The sequence below is a fragment of the uncultured Acidovorax sp. genome (genome assembly GCF_964021665.1).
Classification (GTDB): domain Bacteria; phylum Pseudomonadota; class Gammaproteobacteria; order Burkholderiales; family Burkholderiaceae_C; genus Acidovorax; species Acidovorax temperans.
The window spans coordinates 21,649-38,849 of the sequence record NZ_CAXIAK010000028.1 but is presented as its reverse complement, the minus strand read 5'-3'; the positions used below and the strand labels follow the sequence as shown (position 1 = coordinate 38,849).

Sequence of the window (17,201 nt, the reverse complement as noted above, 5' to 3'; positions counted from 1 at the left end):
TGGTCGCGACGCTCGGACTTCGCCTCGGATCTCGCCCGGCGCGCCCGCGTGCGGGGGGTGGGCCTGGTGAGCGTGCTGCAGCGGCTGGTGCGCAGCGACCGCCGTGCCGGCTGCCGCAGCAGGGGCAGGAGGCTGCTGGTGCTGGGCGTGCGCTCCGGGTGGAGTCGCGGCGCGGGCTTCCCAGGCGAGGATGTCGGCGTGCCCACGCGGGAATTCGGCCACCGCATCGTGGGCTTGGCGCCAGCTGGGCGCGGGTGTTTCAAGGGCAGGCGTGGGCAGTTCCAAATAGAACAGCGGCGCAGTGGGCGCTTGCGGGTCGGCAGCGTTCAACGCCGTTTGGGCCAGGCACAAGGTTGGGCCAGCACCATCAGGCAGGTGGCCCATCGGCGCAGTGGGGGCGAAATGCGCGGCAGGGCTGGCGCAAAAAGAGGCGATAAATCAGGGGCGCGCATGGCGGTCTCCAGACAACGAACAAAGGCATTGGCGCTGCGAAGCAAGCCCGGCTGGCAGGCAGCAGGGCCACGGCAGACGCACTTCGGGCGTCGGAGATCAGGCGATGGGCGGTTTGATCAGCAACGCCGCAGGGGCGTTGTGCAAGGGCGCGGGGGTATGGCGCAGGTGCGCGCCGGGCAGCCGGGGCACATACGGGGAAACGCCGGGCGCGGCAAGCATGGCCGAGTGACTAATCTCACAGGCCGAGCAGGTGGCGTGCTCATGCGGGTGGCATTCGGCAGATGCGTCCGCGCAGTGGTTGCCCAGGTCTGCAGCGGTGCCGTAGTGGCTTGGGTCGTCGTGGGTGGCGTGCTGCGCCGTGTCAGCAGCGTGCTGGTGTGCCGTAGCGGCTTGCGTCAGCGCCAGGGGCGGTAGCACCCCCGCAGCCATGGCGGTGCCCGTGAGGCCCCGAAGGACCAGCACCACCATGAGGACAAAAAACAAGCCGCGACGCATGCGATGAATGATACGGCCAGGTGAACAAAGGTTCCCGCGATGGGGGATTCAGTGCCCAGGCGCTGTGAATACCGGCAACGGCTCTTACACCGCCATGTAGCGCCCGGGGCGGTGGTTCATGGCCAGCACCAGGTTCAGGGCCACGGCACCAGCCACAGACCAAGCCACGCGCAGGGGCTCTACGGTCCACAGGGCCAGCAGCACGATGGCGCAGTCCACAGCCATCTGCACCTTGCCGGCGCGCCAGCCGTAGCGGTCTTGCAGGTACAGCGCCAAAATGCCCACGCCCCCCAGGCTGCAGCGGTGGCGAAACAGCACGAGAAAACCCGTGCCGGTGATGAGCCCGCCCGCCACGGCGGCATACACGGGCTGCAGCTGCGCAAACTGCAGGAACTGCGATTGCAATTCCGTCAGCACTGACAGCAGCAGCACGGCGATGAAGGTTTTGAGCGTGAAGGCCCGGCCCAGCTTGCGCAGCGCCAGCCAGTAAAAGGGCAGATTCAGCACGAAGAAAATCTTGCCGAAGCCAATGCCCGTGGCGTAGTGCAGCAAAAACGCCAGCCCGGCCGTGCCGCCGGTCAGCAGGCCCGCACTGGTGAAAAACGCCACGCCCACGGAAATCAGCAGCACCCCGGTAAAGATCGCCACGGCGTCTTCAGTGAGGGTGTGGGGCACCGCCACGGGGGGCGGAACAGCGGGGGCGGCGGAGGTGCGGGACATGGGTGCGGGCGGCAAACGAAGGTGCGATTGGACCATGCAAGCCCCATGCCTGGGCTTGTGGTGCGTCAAAAAACCAGCAAGCAGGCGCTGTGTGCCACCTGGGCAGCTTGCTGATTCAAAGCTTATTTGCTATTGATTTTATAGCTTCTTGCGCTTGTGGTTAAAGCGCCTGCGGCTGATTTTCCTTCGAAGCATGGGCCAGCTCCTGGCGGGCCTGGCGCACCACGCTCCACCCGCCAGAGATGGCCAGGGCCGCCATCACACCGGCCACCACCAGGTCGGGCCAGCTGCGGCCCGTGCCAAACACCCCCAGCGCGGCCAGCATCACGGCCACGTTGCTCAACGCATCGTTGCGGGTGCACAGCCACACGCCGCGCATGTTGGCGTCGCCATCGCGCCAGGCGTACAGCAGCAGGGCCACGCCCACGTTGGCAGCCAGTGCCAGCAGGCCGACCGAGCCCATGGTGAGCGCCTCGGGCGTGATGCCCTGCCATGCGCCCCAGGCCACCCGGCCAATCACAAACACCCCGAAGGCCAGCATGCTGGCGCCTTTGAGCAGCGCTGCCCGGGCGCGCCACTGCAGCGCCATGGCCAGCACTAGGAGCGATACGCCGTAGTTGGCCGCGTCGCCGAGAAAGTCGATGGCGTCGGCCAGCAGGGAGGCGGAGCCTGAACTCAGCCCCGCGCCCAGCTCCACCACAAACATGGCGGCGTTTACGAGCAGGGCGATCCACAGAATGCGCCGGTAGCGCGGGTCTGCGCTGGCGGTGGGGGTGTGGCAATGGTCGGTGCACTGGGCAGACATGGTGGTCTTTCTAAACTGAGGTTCGGGTTGCAATGGCATCATTGGAAACCTTGAAGCCACTTGAAGGTCAAGCCCCATGGTTGATGACGTTGCAGTGCACCGCATTGGCGAGGCCGCCCGGCAGTCGGGCGTGTCGCCCGCCAACATCCGTTACTACGAAAAGGAAGGCCTGCTGCCGCCCGGCGCCCGGGGTGACAACAGTTACCGACTTTACAGCGCCGCCGATGTGCACCGGCTGCGCTTTGTGCGCCTGTGCCGTGCCATGGACATGTCGCTGGACGAGGTGCGCACCCTGCTGGCGCTGGACCTGACGCGCAAGGAAGACTGCCACGCCGCCTGCGACACCCTGGACGAGCACCTGCGGCATGTGCGCGCACGCCTGGCAGAGTTGCAGGCGCTGGAGGCTGATCTGATGGCCCTGCGCAGCCACTGTGATGGTTCTGACGCGCAGTGCCACATCATCGAAGCCCTGCACCAGCGGGCAGATGCGCAAAGCAGCGCACCCATTGCGCCAGGGTCTGCGGCTGGCAAGCGCCATGTGTGATGGGGGCGTGATGGCAACTTTGCCAGCGGCCAGTGCAGGCGGCGCGCCATGCATGTTTCAAAGTGCTTTGTGTGCTTCTGTTTTGATAGCTGGCGGCGCTTGATGGATAAGCGCTGGAGGCCAAAAACGTTTGATGTCATCGGCCGCTGCCTGAAACGCGGTGTGGCCCGGTGCGCAGCTATGATCCAGCCATGATTTCGCGCTTGCCCGGCCTTTCCCTGTCCGAACGCGCCTGGGGCGTGGTGCGGCGCTGGGCGCTGGCCTGGTGGCGCATCTTGTACCTGGGTGCCGTGGTGTGTGTGCTGGTGCTGTCGCCGTCCAGTTACGGCAAGGTCACCCGGCGCGCTCTGGCACGCCACCTGTATCTGGACACCGCCCCGGTGCTGCTGGGTTTTACCGTGTTGGCAGCGCTGATCAGCCTGGTGCTCACGCGCATCGTGGTTGTCACGGCCATCAGCTATGGCTTGTCGCGCTACGCGCTGGAGATGGTGATCCGCGTGCTGGTGCTGGAGCTGATCCCTTTGACGGCTGCGCTGTTCGTGGCCATGCGCTGCACCATTCCCAACGGCACGCAGCTGGCGCTGCTGCGCCAGTCTGGCCACCTGGCCCGCCTGAGCCATGCGGGGGCTGACCCCATTCGTGTGGAGCTGCTGCCCCGCGCCGTAGCGGGCGTGTTTGCCTGCATCACCCTGGCGGCGTTGAGCTGCGTGGTCGCCCTGGTGTTGGCCTACCTCGGCGTGTATGGCTTCAGCCTGGCGGGCCTGCCCAGCTACACGCGCATGTTTGGGCATGTGTTTGCGCCTGCGGTCACGCTGGTCTTCGTCATCAAAACCGTGTTGTTCAGCCTGGCGGTGGCGCTCATCCCCATGGCCGCCGGGTTGTACGACACGGGCGAGCGCACGCAGCCCGATTCAGAACTGGGCGGGCTGGCGCGCATGTTTGCCGTGCTGCTGCTCATCGAAGTTGGCTCGCTGGTGGGGAACTACTACTGATGCGGCCCCTGAACCAGACCATGCCCCCACCATCCCCGGCCCGTTGGGGCCGTACAGATTGTTTGCCATGAACCCTTCCGTACCCCCGCCCCCATCTGCTGCGCCACCCGATCCGGCGGGCACGCCCATCGCTGCCGATGCTGCGCATGTGGAATCCCTGCGTCCTGTGGCCTCTCTGGAGCTGAAGGCCGCGATGCTGCTGCTGTTCACGCTGGCGTTGATCGTGGGGTCCGGCCTGTACCTGCTGTATGCGCGGGGTGCGTTTGAGCCCACGCAAACCCTGGTGCTCACTGCCGATGACTCTGAAGGCGTGGTGGTAGGCATGGACATGACCTTCTCGGGCTTTCCGATCGGGCGCGTGCGCCGCATCGAGCTGGCCGAGGACGGCAATGTGCGCATCCTCATCGACGTGCCGCGCAAGGACGCGCACTGGCTGCGCGAGTCCAGCGTGTTCACGCTGGTGCGCGGCGTGGTGGGGGGCACCAACATCCGCGCGTACAGCGGCATCCTGACCGACCCACCGTTGCCTGCCGGTGCCGTGCGCCCCGTGTTGCGTGGCGATGCCACGGCCGAGATTCCGCAGCTGATGGCGTCTGCCCGTGAACTGCTGGGCAACCTCAATGCCCTCACCGCGCAAGACGCAGCCCTGGGCAGCAGCTTGGCCAACGTGCAGGCCCTGACCCAGCGGCTGAGCGGCCCTGGTGGCGCCTTGGGCGTGCTGATGGGCAACGAAGCCGATGCCCGAAAAATCATCACCACGCTGGAGCGCACCAACACGCTGCTGGCGCGCCTGGATGGCCTGGCCAAGCAGGCCGATCGCCAGGTGTTTGGTGAGGACGGCAAAGACGCGCTGGTGCCTGACCTGCGGGCATCGGTCGGGCAGCTCAATGCCTTGCTGGAAGAAACGCGCAACAGCCTCAAGAAGGTGGATGCGGTGCTGGTAGAGGCTCAGGCCATCGGCGCCAACACCCGCGAAGCCACCACCGACCTGGGCGCCTTGCGCGCCGATGTGGAAAGCAACCTGCGCAAGGTGGAAAGCCTGGTGAACGAAATCCAGCGCAAATGGCCTTTTGCGCGCGACACCGAAATCCGACTGCCATGACACAGCGCACTTGTTTTTTTCTGACTGCCTGGCCCCGCTGGATATGCCCGCCTTCCAGCCCGTCTGCGCGCCGCCTGCGCACCGTTTGGGCGCCGCTGCTGGTGTGCGCTGCCCTGGCAGCTTGTTCCAGCAAGCCCGCCATCCCAGACTGGCAGATGAATGCGCACGGCTCCACCGAAAAGGCCTTGCAGGCCTACCTGACAGGCAACAGCCGGGTAGAGGGGCAGGAATGGACACGTGTACGCCGAGAGCTCGCCAGCACTGGCCGGCTGGACCTGGTGGCCCGGGCAGAACTGTTGCGCTGTGCGGCGCAGGCAGCCAGCTTGGCGCTGACGCAAGCTTGCCCGCCATTCGAGGCCCTGCAGCAGGATGCCGCAGGCCCTGAAAAAGCCTATGCCAATTACCTGCTGGGCCGCCCCTTGGCGGCTGATGAACGGGCTTTGTTGCCGCCCGCGCAGCGCCCGGTGGCTACCGCCTTGGCGCAGTCGAGTGCTGCCAACGCTGCGGCACTGCTCAAGGGGGTGGAAGATCCCCTCTCGCGCCTGGTGGCCGCTGGCACCTTGTTCCGTGCAGGGCAGGCCGGGCGCGAAGTGGCTGCCGTGGCAGTAGACACCGCTTCAGCCCAGGGCTGGCGACGCCCCCTGATGGCATGGCTGACCGTGCAGGCCAACCTGGCCCAGGCCGCCGGAGACGCAGAAGCCGCAGCGCAAGCCCGCAGGCGGTTGGCTCTGATGGCTCCTTGAAGGCATCAAGCCCACGGGATCCGCGGCCTCAGCTCGGCGTGTAAGCGGCGGTCTGCACAGCGCTGTGTTGGCCACTCAGCGTGCAGGTTCCACCGGTAAAAGCATATCCAGTTGCCCGGGGAGCAGCGGCAGAGAGTCTGCCGACTGCACAACCCAATCGGGCGCGGAGCCCACCAAGGCGGCCACGAGTGCCAAAGTCACCGTGGCAACAAATGCCAGCAAAGCAATGGCTTGCGAAGAGAGGTGACTGGATGTCATGGCGTTGCTCCTTCAAAGGGTGTGAACACCGTTGATTGGGGACGCGGGGGCCTCAATGGTCCATCCCACTCTGGCCTCAATGGCCAGTGGGTGAGATTCCACCAAAAGCCCGCAGTTCCATGTGTCAGACAAGTTCGCATCGGGGCATCGCGTTGTCGCGATTTGTATCTGAGCTCTGCGGCTGGATGCGCACCTGCTTACTGTTCATCCCCCATCGTTGGTGAATGGACCCGCTGGAAGGGGCTTGCAGGAGCGGCAACGCATTCCTCAAGACCCTTCATGCCCATGTCACGCGTCAGGACAGGCGCACATCAAAGTACATGCACTCTGCTTCACCCAGGTCGCGAAATCCCGCCTGCCTCGCGGCGGTGCAAGCCTTGGCCCAGCGTGCTGCCAGCTCCAGGTCTGCCTGCGAAATATCTTCGTCGGCAGCACCCTCCAGCCCCGACATCGTGTCCAGCGCGGCAGCCACTTCTTCCGGACCTCCAAGCGCCTGCTCCAGGGCTTTGGCATAACGTGCCTCGGCTTGCGCGCGCGCCCGCTCTGGCACCTCATCGGGGCAGTCTTGCAGGGTGACGGTGTACAGCGTATCAATCACTTCCATGGTCGAACTCCTTGATAAAGACTGTTTAAATATACAGTATTTTGATGCAAGTTTAATCACACTGGTTGAGTGATTCCGTCGCCCAAGGTGAGCCGTTTCATCGCCTCGCTCAGCATGGGTACGCTTAGCCATCAGGGCAGAAGTTCCCTCGCTCAGACCCAAGTGATGTATGGCGTAGCTTTCACAACGCTCTGCCATATGGCGAGGTGGTTGAAAGCACGATGTCTGAACTGAAGCTTGTTGGGCGGCGGAGTGGACCGGCCTTGGAGCCATTGACCTTTGTGACCAGATGGGTATGGCTGTTGGGTGCCGCCGATCTGCACGGTGATGGGAGAGGCAGCGCCAAAGCCCTCAGGTGGTGGTGCCCCTGACACTCGCGCGCCACAGTCGCGTGCCAGCCAAAGCCCATTTCGCCGCAGAAAAAGAAAAAGGCCGGAAGCTCGTGGAAGCTTCCGGCCTTATCTGTGGTGCCCGGGGCCGGAATCGAACCGGCACGCCTTGCGGCGGGGGATTTTGAGTCCCCTGCGTCTACCAATTTCACCACCCGGGCGGGTAATTTGTGAAGACGCAAATTATGGCACAGTAGTGACCATGAATTACCAAACTATCGAACAAGCGGTTGGCAACACGCCACTGGTGGCCTTGCAGCGCATTGGTGCACAGGAAAACGCGGCGCGTGGCAATGTGGTTTTGGGCAAGTTGGAAGGCAACAACCCTGCGGGCTCGGTGAAGGACCGGCCTGCGCTGTCCATGATCCGCCGTGCGGAGGAGCGTGGTGACATTCGGCCGGGCGATACGCTGATTGAGGCGACGTCGGGCAACACCGGCATTGCGCTGGCCATGGCCGCTGCCATCAAGGGCTACCGCATGGTGCTGGTGATGCCTGAGGATTTGTCGATTGAGCGGGCCCAGACCATGAAGGCCTTTGGTGCCGAGCTGGTGCTGACCCCCAAGAGTGGTGGCATGGAGCATGCCCGTGACTTGGCCGAGGCCATGCAAAAGCGCGGAGAGGGCAAGGTGCTGGACCAGTTCGGCAATGAGGACAACCCCCGCATCCACTACGAAACGACAGGCCCCGAAATTTGGGAGCAAACGGGCGGACGCGTCACGCACTTTGTGAGTGCCATGGGAACCACCGGAACCATCTCAGGGGTGTCGCGTTACCTCAAGGAAAAAAATCCGGGCATCCAGATCATCGGAGCCCAGCCCCAGGAAGGCTCGCGCATTCCGGGCATTCGCAAGTGGCCGCAGGAATATCTGCCCAAAATTTACGACCCGCGCTCGGTGGACGAACTGGTGTACGTGAGCCAGGACGATGCCGAGGAAATGTGCCGCCGCCTGGCCCGTGAGGAAGGCATTTTCGCGGGGATTTCTGCCGCTGGCGCTTGCTGGGTAGCCCAGCAGATCGCGCTGCGTGAGCAAGACGCCACCATCGTCTTTGTGGTGTGTGACCGGGGCGATCGCTACCTCTCTACAGGGGTGTTTCCTGCCTGAAGCAGGCTCAGGCCATCTTGATATGGCCTGGTGCGCTGGGGGTTGAATTTTGAATGAAATATGGCTCTGGCGCTTGATGGATAAGCGCAGTCAGCTATCTTTTTGGAAGCACCCATGACCCAGTATGAAACCCGCTACTGCACCCACTGTGGCACGGCCCTTGCCTGGATCACCCAGTTGGAAGACGGGGGCGACAAGGCGCGCTTGCGTTGCCCTGCTTGCGGGTGGACGCACTGGAACAACCCCACGCCCGTGTTGGCTGCCATCGTGGAGGTGAATGGCCAGATCCTGCTGGCGCGCAATGCGGCCTGGCAAGAGAAAATGTATGCATTGATCACCGGCTTCATGGAGGCAGGTGAGTCGCCGCAGGAAGGCATTGCCCGCGAGGTGAAGGAAGAAACCAGCCTGGATGTTCAGAGCGCCAAACTTGTGGGGGCCTACGAGTTTTTGCGCATGAACCAAGTGATCATTGCCTACCATGTCGTGGCGACAGGCCAGGTGAAGCTGTCCCCTGAACTGGTGGACTATCGCCTGTACGATCTGGACAAACTCAAATGCTGGCCCGCTGGCACAGGCTATGCGTTGGCAGACTGGTTGCGCACCCGAGGGCACGAGCCAGTGTTTTTTACCGAAGAAGAAAATGCAGAGCGGCGCCGTGGGCTGGGCCTGCCGAGCAAGGATTGATGACCATGGAAACACACAAAGAAATCGACACCCGGGGCTTGAACTGCCCTTTGCCCATTCTCAAAGCCAAAAAGGCCTTGGCAGAAATGGCCAGCGGCCAGCTGTTGAAGGTATTGGCCACCGATGTGGGGTCGGTGCGCGACTTCCAGGCGTTTGCCAAGCAAACGGGCAATGAGCTGGTGGAACAGCAAACCGTGGGTGAAGAGTTCATCCACGTTTTGCGCCGCCGCTAAGGGTGGGTGCGGTGCACGGTCGGGCCTACAGTTCCGAACCGCGCGTTGGGCGCCGGGAAGCCCATCCCCGGCCAACGCAATTGAATAGCTAGCCGTGCACGCTGGTCATGCGCGTACGGCGTGCGCTCAGCTTCAGAGGCTCAGCCCTTTGAGGTATGTGCGGAACGTCGCGCCCACTTGTGGGTGCTGCAACGCCAGTTCCACCGTGGCCTCCAGAAAGCCTTCTTTGCTGCCGCAGTCGTAGCGCTTGCCTTCGTACTGGAACGCGTACACCGCTTCGTGCGCCATCAGCCGCGCGATGCCATCCGTGAGCTGGATTTCGCCACCCACACCGCGTGGCTGGTTGCGGATCTCGTCGAAAACGCCGGGGGTAAGGATGTAGCGCCCAGCCACCCCCATGCGGGAGGGGGCCACGTCGGCTTTGGGCTTTTCCACGATGCGCTCAATGCGCATCAGTTGTCCGCCAGCGGGTTCCCCGGCGACGATGCCGTACTTGTGCACTTGGTCCTCGGGCACCTCTTGCACCGCAATCACAGACCGGCCTTGCTGGCGGAAGGTCGTCACCATCTGCGCCAGCACCGGCTGGCCGCCCTGGGGGCCCACCATCAGGTCGTCGGCCAGTAGCACGGCAAAGGGTTCGTTGCCCACCAAAGGCTCTGCGCACAGCACCGCATGGCCCAGGCCCAGTGAGCGGGGCTGGCGCACAAAGGCGCAGTCCATGTCGTCAGGCTGCACAGACCGCACCAGGGCCAGCAAGGCTTCCTTGCCTGCGGTTTCCAGTTCGGCTTCCAGCTCATAAGCCGTGTCAAAGTGGTCTTCGATGGCACGCTTGCTGCGGCCCGTCACGAAGATCATGTGGCGAATGCCGGCGGCGTAGGCTTCTTCTACCGCGTACTGGATCAGCGGCTTGTCCACTACGGGCAGCATCTCCTTCGGGGAGGCTTTGGTGGCAGGCAAGAAACGCGTACCCAGGCCGGCAACGGGGAATACGGCTTTGCGAACGGTGGTGGCAACAGTCATGGGTTTCCTTTGAATGCAGTCAGGCGACGTCGGCCCGCGTTGGCGGGCCACATGTCACCGAGTATCACGGCCGTTTCAGCCCAGGCGTGTCAGCTGATCGCGCAATCTGCCGAGGGTGGCAGTGAAGTCGGCCACGCGCTTTCTCTCCTGTTCCAGCACGGCGGCAGGGGCTTTGGCCACGAAGGCTTCGTTGGAGAGCTTGCCATTCGCCTTGGCGATTTCGCCTTCGATACGCGCGATTTCCTTGGAGAGACGCGCTTTCTCGGCAGCCACGTCGATTTCCATGAACAGACACATGCGGGCTTCGCCCACCACGGCCACAGGCGCGGCCTGGGCGGCGGCGGCCCAGGCGGCCTCGTCGTCAAACACCTTGACCTCGCTGAGCTTGGCCAGTGCCTGCAGCACCGGCGCCACGCCGCGCATGAAGTCGGCATCGCCCACCACATACATGGGCAGGCGGGTGGAGGGCGAGACGTTCATCTCACCGCGCAACGCACGGCAGGTGTCCACCAAGCCTTTGACGCGGTCCATGTGGGCGATGGCCGCCTCGTCAATCTTCTCTGGCTGGGCTTGCGGGTAGTGGGCAATGCTGACCGACTCTCCCTTCAAGCCAGCGACGGGTGCCACCACCTGCCACAGGGCTTCGGTGATGAAGGGGATGATGGGGTGGGCCAGGCGCAGGATGGCTTCCAGCGTGCGGATCAGCGTGCGACGCGTGGCGCGCTGCTGCGCTTCGGTGCCGTTCTGGATCTGCACCTTGGCGATCTCCAGGTACCAGTCGCAGTACTCGTTCCAGACAAAGTCGTAGATCGTGTTGGCCACGTTGTCCAGGCGGTATTCTTCAAAGCCCTTGGCGACTTCGGCCTCGGTCTTTTGAAGCAGCGAGCTGATCCAGCGGTCGGCCTGACTGAACTGCATGTAGCCGTGGGCTGGGCCGCCGGGCTGGCACTCTTCCTTGGTGTGCTCCTTCAGGCCGCAGTCCTGGCCTTCGCAGTTCATTAGCACGAAGCGGCTGGCGTTCCAGAGCTTGTTGCAGAAGTTGCGGTAGCCCTCGCAGCGCTTGCTGTCGAAGTTGATGCTGCGGCCCAGCGACGCGAGCGCCGCAAAGGTAAAGCGCAGCGCATCGGCGCCATAGGCCGGAATGCCCTCGGGAAATTCCTTTTGCGTGTTCTTGCGCACGGTGGGCGCGGTCTCGGGCTTGCGCAGGCCGGTGGTGCGCTTGTCGAGCAGGGGCTCCAGCGCAATGCCGTCGATCAGGTCCACCGGGTCGAGCACGTTGCCCTCGGACTTGGACATCTTCTTGCCCTGCGCGTCGCGCACCAGACCGTGGATGTACACATGCTTGAACGGCACGCGGCCCGTGAAGTGCGTGGTCATCATGATCATCCGGGCGACCCAGAAGAAGATGATGTCGTATCCCGTGACCAGCACCGTGCTGGGCAGGTACAGGTTGTAGTCGTCCGTCGCTGCCGTGCCCTGGTTGGGCCAGCCCATGGTGCTGAAGGGCACGAGGGCGGACGAGTACCAGGTGTCGAGCACGTCTTCATCGCGGCGCAGCGTCTTGCCGGGCGCCTTGGCCTGGGCCTCGGCCTCGGTGCGGGCCACGATCACGTTGCCGTCTTCGTCGTACCAGGCCGGGATCTGGTGGCCCCACCACAGCTGGCGGCTGATGCACCAGTCCTGGATGTTGTTCATCCACTGGTTGTAGGTGTTCACCCAGTTCTCGGGCACAAAGGTCACTTCGCCGCTGGCCACGGCATCGATGGCCTTTTGCGCAATGCTCTTGCCCGTGGGGTCCTGGTCGCTGACCTTGCTCATCGCCACGAACCATTGGTCCGTCAGCATGGGCTCGATGACCTGGCCGGTGCGGGTGCAGATGGGCACCATGAGCTTGTGCTTCTTTACCTCGACCAGCGCGCCGATGGCTTCGAGGTCGGCCACGATGGCCTTGCGGGCCACGAAGCGGTCCATGCCGCGGTACTTGGCGGGGGCGTTCTCGTTGATGGTGGCTTGCAGCGTCAGCACCACGATCATGGGCAGCTTGTGGCGCTGGCCCACGGCGTAGTCGTTCTGGTCGTGCGCGGGCGTCACCTTCACCACCCCCGTGCCGAATTCCTTGTCCACGTACTCGTCGGCAATCACCGGGATCTGGCGGTCGCACAGCGGCAGGTTGACCATCTTGCCGATGAGGTGCGTATAGCGCGCGTCCTCCGGGTGCACCATCAGCGCCACGTCGCCCAGCATGGTTTCGGGTCGGGTGGTAGCCACCGTCAGGCTGCCCGATCCATCGGCCAGCGGGTAGGCGATGTGCCACAGCGAGCCGTCTTTTTCTTCGCTCTCGACTTCCAGGTCGGACACAGCGGACTGCAGCTTCGGGTCCCAGTTCACCAGGCGCTTGCCGCGGTAGATCAGGCCCTGCTCGTACAGGCGCACGAAGGTCTCAGTGACGACGCTGCTCAGCTTGTCGTCCATGGTGAAGTATTCGCGGCTCCAGTCCACGCTGTCGCCCATGCGGCGCATCTGCGTGGTGATGGTGTTGCCGGACTTTTCCTTCCACTCCCACACCTTGCTCACGAAGTTCTTGCGCGCCTCGGGTGGGGTGGGGCCCATGTCGTAGCGGCTGATGCCTTGCTCCTGCAATTGGCGCTCCACCACGATTTGCGTGGCGATGCCCGCGTGGTCGGTGCCGGGCACCCACACCGTGTTGAAGCCGCGCATGCGATGGTAGCGGGTCAGGCTGTCCATGATCGTCTGGTTGAACGCATGGCCCATGTGCAGCGTGCCCGTCACGTTGGGGGGCGGCAGCTGGATGGAGAAAGCGGGCTCGCCCGCCACTGGCGCGCCCGTGCCACGGTGGCCCGCCGCGCCGTATCCCCGTTTTTCCCATTCAGGGCCCCAGTGGGCTTCCAGTGCAGCAGGTTCAAACGACTTGGACAGGCTTTCGAGGCCGGGTTGTTGCAGGGGCGTGCTCATGGGTGGTAATTGGTGCAGGAAACGGCTTGGTTGGCCGAGTCCAGAGACAGGAAGGTTAGCCGGCCATTTTAAGGCAGGGCTGCCACGGCTTCGCTGATGCGTGCGTGGAGCTGCGGCGTGGCGGGAGGATTTGCCGACGCGGGCGGCGACGACTTCGCAAGCGCGCTCGATAACGCTCGACCAGAAAGTTCGTCCCAATGCAAAAAGCCCAAGTGGTGTGGACCACTTGGGCTTGCATCAATGGCGGAGAGGGCGTCACTGAATTTTCATTCCGCCATTCTCCAAAACAGCTGCGTATTCAATGAATTCAACGGGTTACGCCGAGGCCTTCGTCCGCCATTCTCCGCAGGATTCCGCGACGTAGCAGCTGATTTTGATATGCGAGTTGATAGCTAAGGGGCTTTATTAACCCTTCATGACTCACAATTCCAGCATGGCTATCCACAAACTCACTGACCTCAAGATCAGAGCCAAGATCCGAGAGATCGAAGAACTCGCCTTCAGCACCCCAAAGAACGCACTGCTTGGCGATGGTCAGGGCCTCACCCTCGCGATTGCCAAGAACGGCAGCGCAAGCTGGCTCTTCAGGTACATGGATCATGGCAAGGCCAAATCGGTCGGCCTCGGGGCCTATCCAGCCACCTCTCTCAAAACGGCCCGTGAAAAAGCCCAGTCTTTGCGCGATGCCCGCGCGAACGGCACTGACCCAGCTGCAGCCAAGCGGCAGGAAGCCCGCGAACAGCAACTGCAGCAAGCCAAGGCCAAGACATTCGAGGCCTGCGCCACTGAGTTCATCGAGTTTTCCAAGCCTGCCTGGAAAAACGCCAAGCATGCCCAGCAGTGGACCAACACCCTGACGCAGTACGCCTACCCGGTGATCGGCCAGCGTGCCATCGGGGACGTGGACTCCGATCACATCGTTGAGATCCTCTCACCCATCTGGCAAAGCAAAACAGAAACTGCTACCCGGCTGCGCGGACGCATCGAGGCTGTACTCGACTGGGCAACAGTCAAAGGATGGCGCAAGGGCGACAACCCCGCGCGGCTCAAGGGCCACATGGAATATCTGTTGCCTAAGGTGCGTATCGGAACCAAGAACCACCACGCCTCGCTGCCCTATGAGGAACTACCGAGCTTCATGGAAAAGCTGCAAGGTGAGAGCGGCATGGCCCGCTACGCGCTGGAGTTCCTGATCTTGTGCGCCTCGCGGACCGGTGAAGTCGTCGGCGCGCGCTGGGATGAAATCGACTTCGCCAAAGCCATCTGGACCATCCCTGGCGAACGCATGAAGGCTGGCAAGGAACACCGGGTGCCGCTGGGCAAGCGCGCGCTGGAAATCCTCGCCACGGTCAAGCCCTTCTCAGGCAAACAGTTCATCTTCATCACCGGCAAAAAGGATGTGGCCATGTCTACCATGGCGATGTCGATGCTGCTGCGTCGGATGGACCATGGGGATGTCACGGTCCACGGCATGCGTTCGACATTCAGAACCTGGGCCGGCGAGCGTTCCGGCTATCCCTTCGAGGTGTGCGAGCACGCGCTGGCACATCGACTCTCTGATGCCGTCGCAGCGGCGTACCTGCGCTCGGACTTCTTCGCCAAGCGCACCTTGCTCATGGCCGATTGGGAGAAGTACTGCTTTTCTGCTTGCACGCAGGATTGACAGCTCTTGCGAGGCAGTAATTTGCCGCGCTAGAATTCAGTCACTTTCAAGAGGGCGCCGGTAGCAACTGGCGGGCACTGGCTGCAAGGCCGGAGTCGGTTCTGAGAAGGCATCAGCCTGATATTCCCCCAACTGTGCCCGTGACATGTCATGGGTGAACGGTGAGCCAAACGACTTGGTCGTTTGCCAGCAGAGCCCGGTCAATTTCCTGACCGTCTGACTGGTGCTAGCAGCGGCAGATGCTTGAGGTACGAGTACGAATTCAACGTTGCATGGAAGCCTGGCAAGGCTTCGATGCTTGTTCGCAGTTTCGTCTTTCGCACCCAAGGAGTCCCCTGTGAGAAATCCCCCCGAGGCAGAACGCCTCCAAGCCTATTTGCGCGCGTTGCGCCAGCCCTGCACGGTGCTGGTCAGCGCGTCGCACGCAAGCTTCTTCAAGCCCGCCCCCCGGGACGCACACGCCTACATCGTTCAAGATCCGGCACGGCCGTGGGTGCACCACTGGACGCGGCGCGATGGCACGCATGTTGTCTTGGACAAAAAGCAGTCGCAGCGTTGCCCTGGCTTCTCCGGCAAGGTCGCTGTGCACATCAAAGATCTGACCGGCAAGGCAAAGAAGAAGGCGCCACGCTATTCGACGTTGCTCACCGTAGGCGTTCCCATCGAACGCGAACCGGAGGATCCACCCGCCATTCGACTCATCGGAATCGAGCGGGTCATGGCGATCGTGGGATTCCAAAAATCTTTCATCTACGCGCAGCCGGACTTCCCCGAGCCTGTGCGCTTGGGGCCTTCTCGTCGCTCAGCAGTCCGTTGGGTTGAAGCGGAGGTTCTGGCCTGGTGCGAAAAGCTCATTTCTCGCCGCAGTACAGCGGCTAAGCGTGTCCCCAGCCTATCGCAACTTTGATGAAAGAAATACAAATGACCTCGCCGAAAAATGAATGGAAGCAGATCTCCATGTACAACACCCACACTTGGGCCGAAGCGTCCAAATGGAAGCTTCGTGAGCGTCGATTCCTGATTCCTTACCTGATTCCGGAAGCTGAGACCATCTTGTTCTTGGCTGACCCTGACGTGGATGTGCAGACGTTTGCAAACCTGCTTGCGTTCAGAACCTCGCTGGGCTTGCCGGTGGAGCCGTTTACTTCGCCCAAGGCATCTCCTGTACTGGCCATTTATGGGCCCAGACAGGATCTTGAACAGGCAATGAAAACTCTGCACCGCATCGACAAGGCCTGTGCCTGCGCAAGCAGTGATGTATCCAACAAGGACGCGCTGGGGAACTTTCGTTTTTATCACGCAGAGGCAGAAGCAGACGAAGCAACTTACCTTGACACGTCTACCGGGCAGGCAGCGTTACTCGCATCCATCCCCAAGGGCTGCAAGCTCATCGTGATTACTGATCTCGCTACTTGCTTGTCACCGAACGTCAAGGACCGGGACAGCAGTCTGTCGGTACTGACAAAAAAGCTCAACAGTGCAGGAGTGGCCGTGGCCATCTTCGAGTCTGCTCTGCCTCGCACGAGCATCGGTGCTCAGTTTGTCACCAAGTCCAGTTGCATCGTTCGTCTCATGTATGACGAGGCGGCGCCGGCCGAGGTGGGCGGAGGTTTTCATCTCGTGCGTAAGAAATTCGACCCATACGACACCGCTGATGTGATCCCCACCCGGATTCAGTTCTGGTCGACCACTTTGGGTGGAAAACTCGAATGGGGTTGGACCTTCCGTGATGAGCAGAATCAGCAAAGCAGCAAGCAGGTGGCCATCATGGAGCGACGGATCAAGGTTGCAAACCTGCTGGCAGCCAAGAAGGAGCAGAAGGAAATCGCAGCTCTGTTGGATGTTCATGCGGCCACGATCTGCCGTGATGTTGCTGTAATTCAAGCCCAAGAGGGCACGTCGTTGGTGTCGCCTGTACCTGTTGAGGCACATCCAGTCGCAAATGATGGTGGCCTTTCAGCGTTGGAGGAGGAATGGGGCGCGCGCACTGGTCAGACGCTGGCCGTAGACCATGCGGGGCATGCCCCTTTGCCGGTTGAGAGAGAAGCTCCTCCGCTTCAGCGGCGTCAAACTGGACGAGGCATTGGCATGGCGCCGATCAACCTCAAATGCGATGAAAGTATTGAGTCCGAGTTGACTGCGCGTGAGCATGACCAACCTCATCGGACGAGGGCAACTCAGCGTCCACGTCCTGCGCGGCTTGCCAATTCCGCACCGCCTTTTTTCGGAGCTAGGCCCTCGCGCCGTCGCCCGACCCGCGGCGTTGGCACAACTCCCATCAATCGCAATGGGGATGAGAGTTTGGACTCTGAATTGACATCGTCGGGTGCGCCGTTGCCCCAATCTGAAAGTCAGGTGCAAGGGGGAGAGGGCCATCAAACCTCCTCTAACGACTCTGAATAGAGAAGGGGAGATGCG

17 protein-coding genes, 1 tRNA gene and 1 pseudogene are annotated in these 17,201 nt (G+C 62.5%); 10 read left to right on the top strand and 9 right to left on the bottom strand.

The window, feature by feature from the left end; all coding sequences use genetic code 11:
• The 4 genes and pseudogenes from AADJ04_RS08400 to AADJ04_RS08385 form a co-directional block, all read right to left on the bottom strand.
• Positions 1–384 (bottom strand): annotated as a pseudogene (locus AADJ04_RS08400) (hypothetical protein); the annotation flags it as partial.
• 165 nt (positions 385–549) lie between these two features.
• On the bottom strand, positions 550–948 hold the full coding sequence (locus tag AADJ04_RS08395; protein WP_341239338.1) for a hypothetical protein: 399 nt from the start codon (positions 946–948) through the stop codon (positions 550–552).
• Between the two features lie 84 nt (positions 949–1,032).
• Positions 1,033–1,668, bottom strand: a complete 636-nt coding sequence (locus AADJ04_RS08390; protein ID WP_207373208.1) for a YitT family protein — start codon at positions 1,666–1,668, stop codon at positions 1,033–1,035.
• Between the two features lie 160 nt (positions 1,669–1,828).
• On the bottom strand, positions 1,829–2,473 hold the full coding sequence (locus AADJ04_RS08385) for a cation diffusion facilitator family transporter (protein ID WP_066698503.1): 645 nt from the start codon (positions 2,471–2,473) through the stop codon (positions 1,829–1,831).
• Positions 2,474–2,549: 76 nt separating this feature from the next.
• Here AADJ04_RS08385 and AADJ04_RS08380 point away from each other — a divergent pair, with 76 nt between their 5' ends.
• From AADJ04_RS08380 to AADJ04_RS08365, 4 genes are all read left to right on the top strand, one after another.
• Complete coding sequence (locus tag AADJ04_RS08380) at positions 2,550–3,017, top strand: Cd(II)/Pb(II)-responsive transcriptional regulator (protein WP_273624823.1); 468 nt, start codon at positions 2,550–2,552, stop codon at positions 3,015–3,017.
• Positions 3,018–3,208: 191 nt separating this feature from the next.
• On the top strand, positions 3,209–4,009 hold the full coding sequence (locus AADJ04_RS08375) for an ABC transporter permease (RefSeq protein WP_198848138.1): 801 nt from the start codon (positions 3,209–3,211) through the stop codon (positions 4,007–4,009).
• 67 nt (positions 4,010–4,076) lie between these two features.
• Complete coding sequence (locus tag AADJ04_RS08370) at positions 4,077–5,111, top strand: MlaD family protein (protein ID WP_341239337.1); 1,035 nt, start codon at positions 4,077–4,079, stop codon at positions 5,109–5,111.
• Positions 5,108–5,854 carry a hypothetical protein gene (locus tag AADJ04_RS08365; protein ID WP_341239336.1) on the top strand — a complete coding sequence of 249 codons (747 nt, stop codon included), beginning with the start codon at positions 5,108–5,110 and terminating at the stop codon, positions 5,852–5,854. Before AADJ04_RS08370 ends, AADJ04_RS08365 begins: the two co-directional genes overlap by 4 nt.
• Before the next feature lie 75 nt (positions 5,855–5,929).
• Here AADJ04_RS08365 and AADJ04_RS08360 read toward each other — a convergent pair whose 3' ends face one another.
• From AADJ04_RS08360 to AADJ04_RS08350, 3 genes are all read right to left on the bottom strand, one after another.
• Positions 5,930–6,112 (bottom strand): hypothetical protein, encoded by a 183-nt coding sequence (locus tag AADJ04_RS08360; RefSeq protein WP_341239335.1) that lies wholly within the window; start codon positions 6,110–6,112, stop codon positions 5,930–5,932.
• 295 nt (positions 6,113–6,407) lie between these two features.
• Positions 6,408–6,716: a hypothetical protein gene (locus tag AADJ04_RS08355; RefSeq protein ID WP_142081379.1), complete on the bottom strand. Its 309-nt coding sequence runs from the start codon at positions 6,714–6,716 to the stop codon at positions 6,408–6,410.
• A gap of 465 nt (positions 6,717–7,181) precedes the next feature.
• A tRNA-Leu gene (locus tag AADJ04_RS08350) sits at positions 7,182–7,266 on the bottom strand.
• 41 nt (positions 7,267–7,307) lie between these two features.
• On the opposite strand from AADJ04_RS08350, the gene cysM reads away from it, so the two are divergent.
• The 3 genes from cysM (at position 7,308) to AADJ04_RS08335 (ending at position 9,127) form a co-directional block, all read left to right on the top strand.
• Entirely contained in the window at positions 7,308–8,210 is a 903-nt protein-coding gene (gene cysM, locus AADJ04_RS08345) for a cysteine synthase CysM (RefSeq protein ID WP_066690735.1), read from the top strand.
• Between the two features lie 114 nt (positions 8,211–8,324).
• Entirely contained in the window at positions 8,325–8,894 is a 570-nt protein-coding gene (locus AADJ04_RS08340; RefSeq protein WP_341239334.1) for an NUDIX domain-containing protein, read from the top strand.
• Positions 8,895–8,899: 5 nt separating this feature from the next.
• Positions 8,900–9,127: a sulfurtransferase TusA family protein gene (locus AADJ04_RS08335; RefSeq protein WP_044401862.1), complete on the top strand. Its 228-nt coding sequence runs from the start codon at positions 8,900–8,902 to the stop codon at positions 9,125–9,127.
• A 132-nt stretch (positions 9,128–9,259) separates the two neighbouring features.
• Here AADJ04_RS08335 and galU read toward each other — a convergent pair whose 3' ends face one another.
• Positions 9,260–10,147: a UTP--glucose-1-phosphate uridylyltransferase GalU gene (galU, locus tag AADJ04_RS08330; protein WP_341239333.1), complete on the bottom strand. Its 888-nt coding sequence runs from the start codon at positions 10,145–10,147 to the stop codon at positions 9,260–9,262.
• 75 nt (positions 10,148–10,222) lie between these two features.
• The gene (locus tag AADJ04_RS08325; RefSeq protein ID WP_341239332.1) at positions 10,223–13,120 is read right to left on the bottom strand and encodes a valine--tRNA ligase; all 2,898 of its coding nucleotides are present in this window, start codon (positions 13,118–13,120) and stop codon (positions 10,223–10,225) included.
• A 433-nt stretch (positions 13,121–13,553) separates the two neighbouring features.
• Here AADJ04_RS08325 and AADJ04_RS08320 point away from each other — a divergent pair, with 433 nt between their 5' ends.
• The 3 genes from AADJ04_RS08320 (at position 13,554) to AADJ04_RS08310 (ending at position 17,186) form a co-directional block, all read left to right on the top strand.
• A complete protein-coding gene (locus AADJ04_RS08320; RefSeq protein WP_341239331.1) occupies positions 13,554–14,783 on the top strand; it encodes an integrase arm-type DNA-binding domain-containing protein in 1,230 nt (409 codons plus the stop codon).
• A 337-nt stretch (positions 14,784–15,120) separates the two neighbouring features.
• Positions 15,121–15,690 carry an AlpA family phage regulatory protein gene (locus AADJ04_RS08315; RefSeq protein WP_341239330.1) on the top strand — a complete coding sequence of 190 codons (570 nt, stop codon included), beginning with the start codon at positions 15,121–15,123 and terminating at the stop codon, positions 15,688–15,690.
• Positions 15,691–15,704: 14 nt separating this feature from the next.
• On the top strand, positions 15,705–17,186 hold the full coding sequence (locus AADJ04_RS08310) for a hypothetical protein (protein WP_341239329.1): 1,482 nt from the start codon (positions 15,705–15,707) through the stop codon (positions 17,184–17,186).
• Positions 17,187–17,201 lie beyond the last annotated feature (15 nt).

Excerpts from the sequence above, each read along its gene's own strand:
- AADJ04_RS08335 (WP_044401862.1), top strand. The coding sequence starts at position 8,900 with ATGGAAACACACAAAGAAATCGACACCCGGGGCTTGAACTGCCCTTTG.
- AADJ04_RS08355 (WP_142081379.1), bottom strand. The coding sequence starts at position 6,716 with ATGGAAGTGATTGATACGCTGTACACCGTCACCCTGCAAGACTGCCCC.
- AADJ04_RS08395 (WP_341239338.1), bottom strand. The coding sequence starts at position 948 with ATGCGTCGCGGCTTGTTTTTTGTCCTCATGGTGGTGCTGGTCCTTCGG.
- cysM (WP_066690735.1), top strand. The coding sequence starts at position 7,308 with ATGAATTACCAAACTATCGAACAAGCGGTTGGCAACACGCCACTGGTG.
- AADJ04_RS08390 (WP_207373208.1), bottom strand. The coding sequence starts at position 1,668 with ATGTCCCGCACCTCCGCCGCCCCCGCTGTTCCGCCCCCCGTGGCGGTG.
- AADJ04_RS08340 (WP_341239334.1), top strand. The coding sequence starts at position 8,325 with ATGACCCAGTATGAAACCCGCTACTGCACCCACTGTGGCACGGCCCTT.
- AADJ04_RS08380 (WP_273624823.1), top strand. The coding sequence starts at position 2,550 with ATGGTTGATGACGTTGCAGTGCACCGCATTGGCGAGGCCGCCCGGCAG.
- AADJ04_RS08360 (WP_341239335.1), bottom strand. The coding sequence starts at position 6,112 with ATGACATCCAGTCACCTCTCTTCGCAAGCCATTGCTTTGCTGGCATTT.
- AADJ04_RS08320 (WP_341239331.1), top strand. The coding sequence starts at position 13,554 with ATGGCTATCCACAAACTCACTGACCTCAAGATCAGAGCCAAGATCCGA.
- AADJ04_RS08375 (WP_198848138.1), top strand. The coding sequence starts at position 3,209 with ATGATTTCGCGCTTGCCCGGCCTTTCCCTGTCCGAACGCGCCTGGGGC.
- AADJ04_RS08325 (WP_341239332.1), bottom strand. The coding sequence starts at position 13,120 with ATGAGCACGCCCCTGCAACAACCCGGCCTCGAAAGCCTGTCCAAGTCG.
- AADJ04_RS08385 (WP_066698503.1), bottom strand. The coding sequence starts at position 2,473 with ATGTCTGCCCAGTGCACCGACCATTGCCACACCCCCACCGCCAGCGCA.
- AADJ04_RS08365 (WP_341239336.1), top strand. The coding sequence starts at position 5,108 with ATGACACAGCGCACTTGTTTTTTTCTGACTGCCTGGCCCCGCTGGATA.
- galU (WP_341239333.1), bottom strand. The coding sequence starts at position 10,147 with ATGACTGTTGCCACCACCGTTCGCAAAGCCGTATTCCCCGTTGCCGGC.
- AADJ04_RS08370 (WP_341239337.1), top strand. The coding sequence starts at position 4,077 with ATGAACCCTTCCGTACCCCCGCCCCCATCTGCTGCGCCACCCGATCCG.
- AADJ04_RS08310 (WP_341239329.1), top strand. The coding sequence starts at position 15,705 with ATGACCTCGCCGAAAAATGAATGGAAGCAGATCTCCATGTACAACACC.